Source organism: Microcoleus sp. OTE_8_concoct_300 (assembly GCF_031383065.1).
GTDB lineage: Bacteria > Cyanobacteriota > Cyanobacteriia > Cyanobacteriales > Microcoleaceae > Microcoleus.
Genome location: NZ_JANMZH010000130.1, coordinates 13,770 through 28,071 on the forward strand (window position 1 = coordinate 13,770; position 14,302 = coordinate 28,071).

Below are 14,302 nucleotides of genomic sequence, written 5' to 3' on the forward strand. Positions count from 1 at the left end.
CCGGATATTCATGAAACGGAAATTATAGATAGCAAGGGCATTACCTAAATATCTATTCAAGCCTATTCTGGGATTTCCCACAATGCAGAAAACTAAAATGCGGCTCAGGTTAAAGGACAAGAAGATGGCTACTGGCTTGTCTGTACGCCCAGTGATTGGGCAAAGTCGGTGCGGGTCAAGCTGGAGGGCGAATGGGAAACGTCCTACTCTGATCAGACGTGAAGCAGAAACCCACATAGCTTCGGGCTTAACGCGAAGGCACCTACTTGGAATGTTTTTCGTAGGCATCACTGGGGCGATGGGATCGGCCTGTACCACCAACTCTATGGAGAGAATTACATCAATGAGAACAGACAAACCACAGAATCAGGATCGGGCATCTGTAAACGGACGCCTGCTGGCACGACCAACGCAGCCTACGGGAACGGCACCAAGCGGTCTGCAACCGTTGGGACTTTCCACCAAGCGCGACGGACTCCTCTACGTGCCTAAAAATTACCAAGCTTCCCGACCCGCACCACTGGTGGTGATGCTGCACGGAGCAGGTGGCGACGCACCCGGCGGTCTGAGTCCGTTCCAAAACCTCGCCGATGCCACTGGACTCATCCTGCTGGCACCTGCCTCGCGCGGCCGGACGTGGGATGTGCTGGTGGGTGGGTACGGTCCCGATATCGCCTTGATTGACCAGGCACTGGCGCAGACGTTCAGCCGCTACGCTGTAGACTCTACCCGCATTGCGATCGAGGGCTTCTCGGATGGGGCTTCCTATGCCCTAAGTGTCGGCATCACCAACGGCGACTTGTTCAGCTATGTCATAGCGTTCTCGCCGGGGTTTATGGCACCAGCTTCACAGGTTGGCGAACCGCGTCTGTTTATCTCGCACGGCACGCGAGACTCGGTTTTACCGATCGATCCTTGTAGCCGTAAGATAGTGCCACAGGTGCGGGGTGCTGGCTACGATGTGGTTTATCGGGAATTCGACGGCCCCCACACAATTCCCCCTGCGATTATAGAGTCTGCACTAGACTGGTTCACGGCGTAGCAGGGTATCCTCGTCCAATCTAAATTTATTTACTGTTGCTCAAGCTCTCTCGATCACGTTGGCATCAGTTGCTGGATGCGCTGTGGTTCCTCTCCCAGCCAATCTAGATTCTGGGCAGTGCTGTCGAAAATTGATGAAGTTTTGAATGGCTCAAACTCGCCGCGCGATGCTGCTTCTGCTGTTTTTGCTAACAGCGATCGCACCTGCTCGTCATTCATTGGCTGGAACGTCCGCACCGCCTCAAACGCTTGATCGAGAATCTCCATGCTGTCAATTCCCGTAACCACAACCGATGTAGGTAGATTCAGCGCATAGTGCAGACACTCAATTGGCGTTACCGTATTTGACCGTAACAAAATCCCGTTTCCCATGCTTTTCATGCCAAGAATGCCGATGTCCTGTTTAACCAGTTCTGGCACAACCAGCTTCGCAAAGCTTCGGTAGTGTGCATCCATCACATTCAGCGGCAACTGAGCCGCATCAAACTTAAACCCATAACTGGCTGCAACTTCCAGCATATGCAAATGAATCTGGGGGTCTTTGTGTCCGGTGAAGCCAATATATCGGAGTTTGCCAGCTTCCCGCGCCTCAATTAAGGCGGCATTTGCCCCTTCTGGATCGAAAACTCGATGCGGGTCCTCGAACCGGAGGATTTCGTGGTGCTGGACCAGATCGATGCAATCAACTTGCAGGCGTTGCAGTGATTCGTCTAGCTGTCTTGCGGCTTCTTTCTTGGAACGGCCGTCGATTTTCGTCATCAGGAATACTTTGTCTCGGTAGCCATCGCGGAGAGCTTTCCCCATGCGAATCTCGCTGACTCCACCGTTGTAATCCCAACTGTTATCCATAAAAGTGATGCCACGGTCGATCGCACTGCGAACAATCCGGATACCCAGTTGCTCATCAACATACTTCAATCCGATGTGCCAACCACCCAATCCGATCGCAGAAACCCTCTCTCCTGTGCTGCCAAGAGTTCGGTATACCATTTCTGAGTTTGACGTACTTTGTGACATCTGTTCTCCTTGTTTTGCAGCTATTGCTTAAGTGTATATAGCTATGAGCAAATTCAAACGCAAGGAAACGTTTACAACATCTTGCTTGAGACACACTAGAACTGAGTATTGGCAATTTACGAGGTGTGAGGTACATGGTTGAGTTGATGCGTTATGCGATCGCTCGTGAAGAGGAGATGCCCCACTTCTTAGAGAAGTCGGGCATCTCAACTGCTTCATAATCCACGCTCATCGCGTTGGATCGTCACTTACCTTAACAATCAGCTTGCCAAAGTTTTTCCCTTGCAGTAAACCAATGAAGGCGTGGGGAGCATTTTCCAAACCCTCTACAACGTCTTCTTTATACTTGAGCTTCCCGAACTGCAACCACTGAGAAACATCGTTTACAAACTCTGCCTGACGGTGTTGGTAATCTCCCACAAGAAAACCTTTGATTAACGCTCGTTTAACCAACAGTGGCATCAAATTAGGGCCAGGAGGAGGAGTTTCTGCGTTGTACTGCGAGATTAAACCAACCAGTGGTATTCTGGCCCCAAGATTAATCTGCTGCAAAACGGCTTCTAAAATTGGACCCGCCGTATTGTCAAAGTAAACATCGATTCCCTTAGGACAAGCGGCTTTCAGTGCTGAACTGAGGTCTTGAGTTTTGCGGTTAATGCACGCATCAAATCCTAATTCTTTCACTACGTAATCGCATTTATCCTCACTCCCAGCCACCCCCACTGCCCGACAGCCTTTGAGTTTAGCAATTTGACCGACTACAGAACCGACTGCGCCAGAGGCAGCAGAAACGACAACTGTTTCGCCTGCTTGTGGTTGCCCAATATCAAGCAGCGCAAAATATGCCGTCATTCCCGGCATCCCCGTTATGCCCAAGGCATAGGAGATGGGTGCTTGATTGGGGTCAAGCTTGCGCAACGTTTCGCCTTTCGATACGCTATAAGTTTGCCAACCGTCATAACCGAGCACAAAATCTCCTGCCCTGAATTGGGGATGGTTGGATTTCACCACTTGGCTAACTGTGCTACCGACCATCACGGAACCCAATTCTACGGGAGAAGCATAAGATTCGCGATCGCTCATGCGTCCGCGCATATAGGGGTCAAGGGACAGGTAAATCGTGCGGTTGAGAACTTCGCCTTCCCCTGGTTCTGGGATTGGGGTTTCGATTAGGGCGAAATCACTCTCTTTTGGTTCCCCAACTGGGCGGCTTTTGAGTAAGATTTGTTTGTTAGTTGAATTAGGCATTGATGATTCCTATTTTCTTCCAATGCTTTGAGCATCGATTAGTGCTGTACCAGGCTGGACAATCATCTCAACAAGCTTACTAACCATTGGAGTTGATAATCACTGGCTCAACATCTTTCATCAGACATAATTAGAGAGCGTTACCAAACGTGATGGTGATACAGACAAATGTGCTATACTGTACTACAAAGCTAGCTTAAGTTTTAGATCGGGAGAGGATATGAGTAGAGTTGAAGGTGATGTGGCTGGAAAAAATATAATCACTTACGATTCTATAGGAGGGAAAGAATACTCTCCCAATGACATTGGACAATATTTAAGGGAATTTAAGCTTAATGATGCTCTTAGGCTGATTGGAGAGTTATCCTATGAAATATTTAAGTCAAATAAAGGATTACACAAAATCAAAAATATACCAGTTTTTGATGGTGTTCTAGCTTATTTATCCATGCGATTAATCGAAAGCTCTAACGACGATCCTCACAGTAAAGATATGACTGTAGATGATTTACTGAAAGCTATTGATATGTATTTTGGGCTTCCCGATCCATTTCAAAAGGACAGCGATAATCTACAAGGTTTTCTCATAAGATTCGGAGCTTCTCAATTAGACTATGATCGTGAAGCTCGTCACCTCCTTCCAAGAACTCTGCTCATTTACGAAAATTTATGGACTAAAAGTGGAAATTGCAATCAAGTTGATATAGCCAACGCGATTAAGAGCTTTTCTGGGTTAAATTTACAGGAAACATTAGTATTAAGCTTGGCTTTTTCGCGTAGAGCCAAGAATGGATTTTTCCGCCTAATTGAAGATTTAGAGCAGTATCCTGATACCCTAAAATCCTATTTTGATATCAATAAGCAAAAGGCATTTGCCAATTGGATTTCATGTAAATATAGTGATTTTCGCTATCTCTCAATATCAGATATGCCACCGACTATTGACTATGAAAAATTTAGGTTTAATCCGCTTTGGCTCAAGCCTGCAATCATCCCAGATTGCAATCCTAAGCCAGATTCTTCGCAAGTTTACATAACACCTATCCCAGCTTTAATTTATAGACGAGTAACTACAGGTCTTTACTTTACCTTATCAGACTACTTCAAAGAGAACAACAAAAAACCGTTTAGAAAGACTTTCGGAGAGGTCTTTCAGGAGTATGTTGGATTGCTCTTAAAAAAAGCAGTTGGAGAATTAAATGTCCAACAAGAATGGAGATATGTGGTTAAAAAAGATCCCAAAGATACACCAGACTGGTTTGTTATTCAAAATGGCACTGCTCTTTTGATAGAAGTGAAGCAGTCAGGTCTTTATTTACCTGCTAAGACGTGGGGGCAGCTAGGCGATATTAAGGACGACCTTAAGCGAAATATTGGTGCTGGTGTGCATCAAATGTGGAAATTTGAGGAGGACAGAAGAAATGGTTTATGTACTGTTCCCGATTGGTTAGATGGGATTGAAATAACTGAAAGATTAGTTGTTACTTATGATAGACCTTACTTTGTAAATTCATCTTTAAGGGACGAAATACGACAACAACTATACCCCACTATTCCTGAGAGCTTTCATTGGCATAGTATTTCAGTAGAAGAATTAGAATACTTTCTAGGCATTGCTAGCATAAATTTAATGGATGCTTTGAAAGAAAAGAGACTTGATACAGAAGGAGACAGGATGGATTTCAGAGATTACTATTCCAGAAAATCCTCTCAGGAGAATTGTAGGAATCCATATTTAGACAGCGTCTATGACAGCTTCTTTGGTGACTTAGGATGATTATCTGAAGAAACAAAGGAAAAGTAGTTGCACTAGCTGTCTAACAAAGCAGTAAAAATGATGCAGCAGTTAGGAGTATTTGGTAGCACAGAGATTATTGTCCTTTTACTTCTCACAAGGATAGAGGCACAATGAACTTCCTCTGATACTGTTTATATTAACGATCGCGAAAACAGGCAGTCAAAGCGATGCAGAAGCTGGCAGTATTCGGTGGAACAGGGATTATTGGGCGCGGCATCACTGAAATCGCTGGTTCAGGCGCTGGCATTTGTGCCGTGATTCCAGAGGACTGAACCTCTTTAGCGGAGAGTTGTGCTTATACGTGTCCATTCGATCCAGTTTCAACCTGCTTATCTGCTGCCGCACCATTTGCCTTCTCGCTCCCCATCTGATTGTTTTGCCGTGCCGCTTTGTCGCTCAAAAAAGTTAACAACGAAGGCGATAAAGATGAGTGGCTGTCTTTTCCAAAAGCGCGTTCAGTACCAATGCCACCTGTTCCAGGTAACAACCGATTAAACCAACCGATCGCAGTAGTAGAAAGTCCTGGAAAAAGAGGATAGAGTCTGGCACTAAACCAAGTCCAAAGTGGCACAATTACCTCTGCATCACCGCGTCGAAATCCAGCAATCGTCTCACGAGCAACCTTTTCGGCACTCGTCGAGATTAAGGGCAAGGAATCAGCAATGCTGAACCAGGTAAACTCCTTGCGGTGCTGACCTTTGAACATAGCGTGGTCTATCACGCCTGTGCGGATGAAACCCGGACATACCGTTGTGACAGCAATCCCGTCCTTTGCCAGTTCTGTCCGCATCCCTTCGGAGAAACCCGTTAAGGCAAATTTGCTCGCGCAATACGCCAACATATGCGGGGAAACTACCTTGCCGCCGATCGAAGAGATATTAACGATGCGTCCAGCCTGTCGTTGACGCATTTCCGGGAAAACCGCATAAGTAGTGTATAGCGGTGCCCAGAAATGCAGCTTCATCAAATCGTCGTAGTCCTCGATCGTCAATACGTCCATTGGCCCCACAAGGTCGGTGCCTGCGTTGTTAATGAGGATGTCGATCTGACCGAAGCGATCGCGCACCTGCTGCACCATCTGGTCAACCTGGGAACGATCGGTGACATCACAGGGAACACTCAGCACCTCTCCACCGCACTCCTCTAGTTCGACACGCGCCCTTTCGAGTTCAGCGCGATCGCGGGCACAAATTGCCAAACGCGCTCCTTGCTGCACCAACTGTCGTGCCATAACCAAACCAAGTCCACGTGAACCACCCGTAAGCAGCACCGTCTTGCCTGTGAGATCGTATTGACGTTCGCGCCACGATCGCACCACCCAAAGCAGGACGAACAAAGCGCCCACGCCAACTGCAAAAAGAATAAGAGGATTCTGATTATCTATATAGGAATTCATGGTTAAAACTCAAATGCTGATGTATTGTGAAGCGCAGTCTACCTTATTGCCTGAACCTGATACTAAAACCCTAAACTTCTCCTCTCCTCTGACTAAGAGGTTGTGATATTTGAGCTAATGCTGTGTCTAATAGGAGAGCTAATGTTAAGTTTAAATCTCATTTAAAATACAAATTTTTGTTTTTTAATCGCTGACAGTTCAATTGCCTCAGCGACTTATATCGTTTCCGGTTGCATGGGAATGATAAAGTCAAGGTCAATAATTCCATATTCCCCGACTCCCGACTCCCGACTCCCCACTCCCCATCATTCCGGTGTAACCGGAATTGATATTATTTGTATCCATTAAAATTAGCAAAACCTATCTACCTCTTCGCTTTAAGTTGTTAGCAACACTATTTTTATTCTAAACACAAGTTGCCCTCAATAGAGAACTTCTGTTTAGAAGCTGCTGTTATGGCGATCGCGACCTGCTAGAGTGTGCGGGCTAAAAAGCTATTCTCTTATTGCACAATCAACCCCCCCCTCTAGAAAAAGCCATCAAGCCACTTACCGGGCAATGCTTTGTCTTGTAATGAGAGGGTTAGGTGTTATTGCAATTAGGCTGGCATTTCTTGCTGAACCTTGCTCTTGGCAGCTTTGAATTCGCTTGCCATTGGGTCTTTTTGCTCGTGGCTGTAATTGTTGTCAATCGCCGAGAACATGGTGAATTCTTCTTTGGGGATGTGACCGCCAACCACATCCATTTCGAGGATCCTTTTAAGTTGTTCTTGGTGAGCGCGACCCTCAAAGTTGACTGTATTCAATGGGCCAATTGCCACTTCAATATCAGCTCCCACCTTCTGAGCCGCTTTGTGAATAACGATTCCACTCATGGCTTGACCATGCTTCATCAGTTCGTGGTAAATGAGTTTCTGATAATACGTAAACTCATTGCCTGACATCATCTGCTCAAACTGCGGAATAAATATCTTGGTCGCAGCACTAGGTTCAGCTTGAATGCCGTATTGAACGATCACCGCCTCTATAATGCCCAGGTTTTTCTGGTCATCCTCCAGCATATTCTGGAGACGCTTGCGAACCTCTTCATCAGGGCAAGCATCTATTAGCTTTTGATCCTTCGAGATAATTAAATTTTGAAAGGCTTTCAGGTCTGCCAATCTTTCGGCCATCGCCAGCCGTTTTGTATCCTTTAACTTTGTAACCATGTTTAGTTATCCTGGGTTTAAATAATCTGATTAATACCTGTACTCACCCGCTTTCCAGGCGACTTTTGACCCACATTATTTGCAAATAAGGCAGTGTCTGGATCCACCTTATCTGTTGACCCGCACTTCATCCTAAGCAAAAATTTGCACAATTTTTAAGAATCTTTTTAACGAGAATCAGTTCCTTGATTTGGACTGCAAACTACCTTACCAGAACCTCCAGGAGCTTCAGGTTCACTACCGGGACGAAGGTCAGTGCCGGATTCTTGACCGGTCATGCGATATCTCTCATCAAGCGGAGTGTTACCCTCTTCTGTTGTTGATATACTTGTTTGGGTTCCAGGATTATCTTGAGGGTCATATTTTGCGTCATCTTGTCGATTGTCTTGAGGATGATCTGATGTCATGATTTGCACCTCTTTTTCACTTTTCTCTACAACACTATCATTCAGCTTTAAGTAGGTACTCTATCCTCAGAGAGGACTGGCTATACCACTAATTCTAGAGGAAATTTCAATCGAAAATGATTGCACAAGGTATGTGAAAACACGATCGAGCTTAACATTTGCTCTACGCCCAATACCGCTGTAGAAAATCGGTACTTTTGGGCGTTGTATCGATTACCCCGTGTTGCCCTGTACTCCGGTGTCCTGGCCACGGCGTCCCAGGAGGGTGCCAACAGCGGTAACAACCTCCGGCACTGCGAGTATTCTGGACACGATGGAGCAAACCGTCGCAACGCCGGCAGTATTCACAAAACGCCTTGTTCTCGTTCCACTCCTCACGAGCTAACTCGACATTGGTCACCCCGTCCAACACGAGCTTGATACCCATTGCAATTGGTAACAGAGGGTTGCGCCTAGGGCGGTCGGTCATGTGAGGGTTCTTTCCTTGACGCAGCTTCTCACTCAGTTGTTTTGGATCCATAAAGCGCAATCCTCAATAATAATAACGTATGCGTTAACGGTCACATCAGCCATACAGGAAGCGTTTCAATGAAAATTAATAGGAAACGCACTAGGAACCCAATTCAACGACGCGATCGTCCTCCGCTGAGAGTGTATAGATTTCCCATCATTTTATGGATTCATTTTGATGCGTACCACTTACCTAAGAGGTACTTTAAATAAAGCGCTGTATTTCAAGCTCTTGTATAGAAAAGCTTCAACTCGGTTAATATTATGTACTTTCTTTAGGTAGGCCCTTAGACAAACTAACAGCATTAAAGTTTAGTAGAGGGCTTTTTAGTGAATTAAACTTTTTTATGGGGAAAACGAATAATATCATGTCCGGTCGATTCCCTCCGCTTCCCTCCGCTTCGCTTCGCCCGAAATCAGGTAGGGGGGGTTCACTAACAATATCTGCCAATAATTGACAATCTCAAAAACCCGCCCGGCCGGGATATTATGGTCAATCGATCGGACATGATATAAGAAATTTTTTCTTAGGGAAAACGGTTTCATCTTTAAAAAGATCCCCAAGAGGTTATCTTAGAGAGCTTTGTTAGTTTTTCTAGCTAGGGGTTCTTACAAGCAGTGGGAAGAAGAAAATAGGGCGCTGCAAGTAGTGTTTGAAACTCTTTCTCCCGGTCACAGGCTAACAGAAATGAATAAAAAACAGGTATTTTACGATCGCCACGGGGTAGAGGAATATTACCTGTACGACCCGGAACGCAACGATTTCAGTGGTTGGATGCGTTCACAGGGGCGTTTGCACGTAATTGATGCACTCGAAAATTGGGTCAGCCCCCGACAGGGAATTCGCTTTGATTTGTCGGGTGAAGAGTTGCAAATTTATCGCCATGACGGCGAACCGTTTGCAAGTTATGAGGAGGTTTCTCGCAGTTTGGAACAAGCCGAACAGCGGGCTGCTGTGCTAGCAGAAAGACTGCGATCGATGGGAATTGACCCGCAACAATTGTAAACTAGAGGGGGAAAAGACCGATCGGGCGATAAGCTGTCGCGCATTTAAATTGCATATTTGGGGCGGGCGGGACGCCCACCCCACAAGAGTTTTATTATTTTTTGACATACAATTTAAATCCCGAACAGCTTAGCCCTACATCAGTCCTGGACGCACCGGCTTCAGAAACCGGGTTTTTGCAGGCGTTTAATTGATTGTAGCCCGCAACCGGGTAAAAAACCCGGTTTCTTGATAAGCGGGGCGCACCCTACATAACTGAACTAATGACCAATGACTAATGACTATTTCCCCTCTTCTAACCTCAAAAAATGCACCTGTCCCGAAGCTTCCGCCGCCACAATTGTCACCCCATCCGGTGCAATAGCGCAAGCTTTCAACGCACTATCTCCCCGGAAACTAGCAACTACTTTTCCACTTAACAAATCCCAAACTTTGAGAGTATTGTCATCTGAAACAGAAATCACCCTATTTCCCACAGTCGCCAAAGATGTTACCGTATCGTCATGACCTGCCAAAGTAAAAACTTCTTTTCTACTTGACAAATTCCAAACTTTCAGAGTGTTTTCCCGGCCGCCCGAAATCGCCCATTTGCCATCCGCCGTAACTGCCACAGCATTCACAAAACTCTCATGACCTTTGAGAGTGAAAAGTAGATTTTTGGCGCCTAAATTCCACAAATTTGCCAAAATATTCTTTTCTTGCCCCAAACTCCAAACTTTCAGAGTTTTGTCTGCAGAGGCCGAAATAATCCGCTTGCTGTCGGGAGTAACTGCCACAGCTTTTATCCCGTCCTCATGACCTGAAAAAGTAAAAAGTTCCTCTCCTGTTTCTAAACTCCAAACTTTAATATTTGTGTCTCCCGAACCTGAAATCGCCATTGTTCCGTCCGCAGTCACGGCCACAGAATTTACCCAGTCCGTATGACCCGTGAAAGTAAAGATTTCCTTTCCGGTTTCTAGATTCCAAACTTTCACAGTTTTGTCGCCTGCACCCGAAATTAATCGCTGGCTATCCGCTGTTGTTGCGATCGCTTTTACCCCTTCTTGATGTCCCCCAATAGTAAAAATTTCCTGTCCGTTTTTGAGATTCCAGACTTTAATGCTGTTGTCTCCAGAACCGGAAATCGCTTTACTACCGTCCGCCGTCACTGCTACAGCATTTACCCAGTCATCGTGACCTCCAAATGATAAATTTTCTTTGCCTATTTCTAAGCGCCAAACTTTGAGAGTTTTGTCAGAGGAACCAGAAACTATCCGCTGGCCGTCGGGGGTAACAGCCACAGCATTCACTGGGGCGATGTGATTGGTAAAAGTGAAAAGTTCTTCTTTTGTTTCCAGATTCCAAACTTTCAGCGTTTTGTCGCCGGCAGCCGAAACTACTCGTTTGCCGTCGGGACTGACTGCCACAGCTTGAACGAAACTGCCGTGTTTTCCTAAAGTGAAAAGTTTCTTTCTTTCTGACAAACTCCAGACTTTAACTGTTCCGTCGTAACTGCCGGAAATTATTTGTTCGCCGTCGGGAGTAACTGCTACACTTTTTACCCAGTCTGCATGACCGGTGAGAGTAAAAAGTTCTTTTCCCGTTTCTAGGTTCCAGACTTTAATGCTATTGTCCCCGGACCCGGAAATCAACCGCTTGCTATCAGGAGTTACTGCTACGGACTGGACAAAACTGCTATGACTTTTGAAGTTAAAAATTATTTCCCCTGTTGACACATCCCAAACTTTTATGCTGCCGTCCCAAGAACCAGAAATTACTCGCTTGCCGTCCGGAGTTACTGCTACTGCTTCTACTGCAAAAGTCTCGCCTGCAAATGTCAATATTTCTGTTCCAGTTTCTAAATCCCAAATTTTAATAGTATTGTCCCAAGAACCGGAAATTACTTTGGTGCCGTCGGGTGTGACAGCTACAGCATTGACGTAGGTAAGATGACCTGTGAGGGTTGAAAGTTCTTCTCCTTTTTCTAAGTGCCAAACTTTGAGAGTGTGGTCGGAGGACGCAGAAACTGCCCGCTTGCCGTCGGGGGTGATTGCTACAGCTTGTACCCAATCTGTATGTCCGGTGAGGGTGCGCAGCAATCTCCCGCCTGGAGGAGTAAAGCTGGGCGTTAGCGGTAGCAGCCAGGGTTTTTTTTGGTGTTTTGCTTGTGCTAGCAGTGCTTGAATTTCTGGACTTTCAAAGCGCATCAAGCGGGCAATTAGTTGGGTGGCTAGTTGGGTTTTGTCTTTGGCTAGAATGTGGGCAGACAGCCGAATTGCTTCTTGGATTAATTTTATTGGGTCGGCTTTTTGGTCTGAGGTAATAATATCGGGATTTGTTGCTAAATCGTAATCTTCTATTAGCGCCTGTACTCCCGATGCTAACAGCTTGGCTTCAATAAAATTGTAATCTGTTAGTAAGCTGTATAATTTCTCGGAGTCTGAAGTCGCTGCTAGCTGATGGGGCAGGATTCCCAGGTAGTGCGTCTGTTCTGAGGGCTGCATTTTATCCAGCCCTTGTGTAAACTCGCTCATAAATTTACGTATGTCTTTTTAAAATGTATGCGATCGCTATCTCTACCCTGCCGGAAACCCGAGCGAGAATCTTTTCTCTTGACTTAGCATGACATATTTGAATGCTATGTGCTACGGGCTGCTGTTCTCGGTTTGGTTATGGTTCGATGAATTGCTCGTTTTTTAGTCTGAGTTTGCTTTGAGAATTCTCAAGGAGTGCAATTACCATAAATCGTCGCCCATCTAATTCAACTCAGTAACGCCCAATTTACCGAGTGAGCGACAAAAGCTGACATATATCGTTGTTTTTCTTAACATAGCCGGTAGGCAGGGTAATGATTGTCGTGAGATAAAAACAGTCAAGGTAAAAATTTTTAGGTATCGCAATCCTACTTGATGTGGAAGACTTTTTTTAACGAAACACGATTCTAGATGCTCTAATTTTCTGTCAATTCCGTCGCATTAGCGAGGCAGATGTCCCCCTGGTGGGGTTTTGTACCTCAACCGCATCTGCAATCTGCTTCACTCAAAGCTCTCCGAAAGCTTTGCAGGCGCGCCCCCTTCCTCTAAAATATAGTAAAGGACTTGCGCTCTTAAACCGGGTTTCTAGACAAAATCATTGGTTTGACCGCTAGGTACGTAGGAAGAAACGGGGTTTCTGACTCCATAGCGCGCAAGTCACGATCGCAAATAAAGCAGTATTGACTTTAGAGACAAATTTCATGGATGTTATCGAGTTTTTCGAGTTAAGTGCAGGCAAATGGTTTTCCCAGCGCACCGTACACAATCTCAATTCTGGGGAATTGCAGGCAGGTAAATCTGACCTCAACATAGAAATACTGACCTCGCGCGATGCAGCAGTCGTCAAACTTTGCCAAGAACACTCGATTAACCCTGCCTCAACTGGGCTAACCAGCGTTCGGATTACTTGGGAAGGTATTCCCGATCGCAACCAAGCTAAACAAATCGGTTCTACCATACTAGCGATCGTACCTAATCCCGACAATCCAAGCGTTGGCAAAGTGTTTCAAGACAAGGGTAACACTCGCTACGTGATGGGCGACGACGTGCTGACATTAATTACAGAATCAGACACCCTCTATGCCGAAGAAAGGCTGTGGTATCTCATGCCCAACCTGCGGCTGCGGACTAGCGTTGTTAAGCAAGCTAACGGTACGGAACAAGCATCTTTTTGTTCGGAAATTCGGATGGGAGTAAGTGCCAAAAATGAAAACTGACAAATAATTATCTATAGCCTTTCTCAGTAACATGAGATGCTCTGGCGGGCATAGGGCATAGGGCATAGGGCATAGGCCTCCGTGGGCATAGGGCATAGGACTTGCCCCCATACCTCACCACGCGATCGAACCGCTATAGTTGCCAAAGTTTACACCCTATTTCTGCTTTCTCCCTTCTTTCTTCGGCCTTCTCGGGCAATGGCTTTTAACTTGGTGTGAAAATCTGTGTGTTTGACAACTGGGAATGATATGGTCACAGGTTTGTCCGCTAATTTGCGATCGGCTTCAGCTTGATCGGCCAGGGCGGTAACAGCCAAATCTTCATAAACTACAACTTCTGTATTTTCTTTTGTGCCATCATCGGCTGCGGGCAATTTTCCTGTTTCCTGGGCTTCTGTGTTCGGGACTTCTGCATCAAGCGCCCGATCGAGTTGCGCCTCTGACGGCAATAGCAAATCTAACTCGGCTACACCGACTTGCGATTCCGGGTTCGATAAAAGTATATCCTCCTGCGGCACTTGATCACCAATTTTCAAGGTTAAATTTTGAGGAAAATTGTTGCAGACCAAGCGTTCAAACTCGCGATTGAAATGATAGAGAGGTTCACCTATCCGGTGCCACATACTCAATAGCTGTCCCACAGAAACAGCCTTGTAGCGCCCTTGATAAAGCGCTTCAACCACTGCTAAACGCAGCCAATAGCCGGGATACTTGGTTAGCCATTCACCCGCCAATTTCTCGGCTTTTTTGCCACCTAGGTCAAAACCGTAGTGAACCAGCAGAGCCGCTGCTTGTGCAGATATTGCGGTCACTTCTGTCATGTGTTGTCTGTTGACTGTTGACTGTTTTCTGTTGACTGTTGACTGTTGACTGTTGACTGTTGACTGTTTTCTGTTGGTTGCAAATTCCCAATGACCAATTCCCAATCACTAATTACCAATT

12 protein-coding genes are annotated in these 14,302 nt (G+C 45.9%); 4 read left to right on the plus strand and 8 right to left on the minus strand.

All coding sequences use genetic code 11. The features are described from left to right. Positions 1 to 124: 124 nt before the first annotated feature. On the plus strand, positions 125 to 1,042 hold the full coding sequence (locus ACUVJL_RS06305) for an alpha/beta hydrolase (RefSeq protein WP_445245075.1): 918 nt from the start codon (positions 125 to 127) through the stop codon (positions 1,040 to 1,042). A 53-nt stretch (positions 1,043 to 1,095) separates the two neighbouring features. Here ACUVJL_RS06305 and ACUVJL_RS06310 read toward each other — a convergent pair whose 3' ends face one another. Both ACUVJL_RS06310 and ACUVJL_RS06315 read right to left on the minus strand, forming a co-directional pair. Next, positions 1,096 to 2,058 carry an aldo/keto reductase gene (locus tag ACUVJL_RS06310; protein ID WP_445245076.1) on the minus strand — a complete coding sequence of 321 codons (963 nt, stop codon included), beginning with the start codon at positions 2,056 to 2,058 and terminating at the stop codon, positions 1,096 to 1,098. A gap of 228 nt (positions 2,059 to 2,286) precedes the next feature. Next, positions 2,287 to 3,306 (minus strand): NADP-dependent oxidoreductase, encoded by a 1,020-nt coding sequence (locus ACUVJL_RS06315; protein ID WP_445245077.1) that lies wholly within the window; start codon positions 3,304 to 3,306, stop codon positions 2,287 to 2,289. 220 nt (positions 3,307 to 3,526) lie between these two features. Here ACUVJL_RS06315 and ACUVJL_RS06320 point away from each other — a divergent pair, with 220 nt between their 5' ends. Next, positions 3,527 to 5,083 (plus strand): hypothetical protein, encoded by a 1,557-nt coding sequence (locus ACUVJL_RS06320; RefSeq protein WP_445245078.1) that lies wholly within the window; start codon positions 3,527 to 3,529, stop codon positions 5,081 to 5,083. Between the two features lie 316 nt (positions 5,084 to 5,399). On the opposite strand, the gene ACUVJL_RS06325 is transcribed toward ACUVJL_RS06320, so the two are convergent. From ACUVJL_RS06325 to ACUVJL_RS06340, 4 genes are all read right to left on the minus strand, one after another. After that, a complete protein-coding gene (locus ACUVJL_RS06325; RefSeq protein ID WP_445245079.1) occupies positions 5,400 to 6,500 on the minus strand; it encodes an SDR family NAD(P)-dependent oxidoreductase in 1,101 nt (366 codons plus the stop codon). A 598-nt stretch (positions 6,501 to 7,098) separates the two neighbouring features. Then, positions 7,099 to 7,707 carry a hypothetical protein gene (locus ACUVJL_RS06330; RefSeq protein ID WP_445245080.1) on the minus strand — a complete coding sequence of 203 codons (609 nt, stop codon included), beginning with the start codon at positions 7,705 to 7,707 and terminating at the stop codon, positions 7,099 to 7,101. Between the two features lie 167 nt (positions 7,708 to 7,874). Continuing rightward, on the minus strand, positions 7,875 to 8,114 hold the full coding sequence (locus tag ACUVJL_RS06335; protein ID WP_445245081.1) for a hypothetical protein: 240 nt from the start codon (positions 8,112 to 8,114) through the stop codon (positions 7,875 to 7,877). 163 nt (positions 8,115 to 8,277) lie between these two features. After that, positions 8,278 to 8,634 (minus strand): hypothetical protein, encoded by a 357-nt coding sequence (locus ACUVJL_RS06340; protein WP_445245082.1) that lies wholly within the window; start codon positions 8,632 to 8,634, stop codon positions 8,278 to 8,280. A gap of 573 nt (positions 8,635 to 9,207) precedes the next feature. Here ACUVJL_RS06340 and ACUVJL_RS06345 point away from each other — a divergent pair. Next, on the plus strand, positions 9,208 to 9,630 hold the full coding sequence (locus ACUVJL_RS06345) for a Uma2 family endonuclease (protein WP_445245083.1): 423 nt from the start codon (positions 9,208 to 9,210) through the stop codon (positions 9,628 to 9,630). Between the two features lie 281 nt (positions 9,631 to 9,911). Here the strand turns inward: ACUVJL_RS06345 and ACUVJL_RS06350 are convergent, their stop codons facing one another. Next, positions 9,912 to 12,143: an outer membrane protein assembly factor BamB family protein gene (locus ACUVJL_RS06350; RefSeq protein WP_445245084.1), complete on the minus strand. Its 2,232-nt coding sequence runs from the start codon at positions 12,141 to 12,143 to the stop codon at positions 9,912 to 9,914. A gap of 701 nt (positions 12,144 to 12,844) precedes the next feature. On the opposite strand from ACUVJL_RS06350, the gene ACUVJL_RS06355 reads away from it, so the two are divergent. Next, positions 12,845 to 13,360: a phycobiliprotein lyase gene (locus ACUVJL_RS06355; protein ID WP_445245085.1), complete on the plus strand. Its 516-nt coding sequence runs from the start codon at positions 12,845 to 12,847 to the stop codon at positions 13,358 to 13,360. A 149-nt stretch (positions 13,361 to 13,509) separates the two neighbouring features. On the opposite strand, the gene ACUVJL_RS06360 is transcribed toward ACUVJL_RS06355, so the two are convergent. Continuing rightward, positions 13,510 to 14,181: a hypothetical protein gene (locus tag ACUVJL_RS06360; protein ID WP_445245086.1), complete on the minus strand. Its 672-nt coding sequence runs from the start codon at positions 14,179 to 14,181 to the stop codon at positions 13,510 to 13,512. Between the last annotated feature and the right edge of the window lie 121 nt (positions 14,182 to 14,302).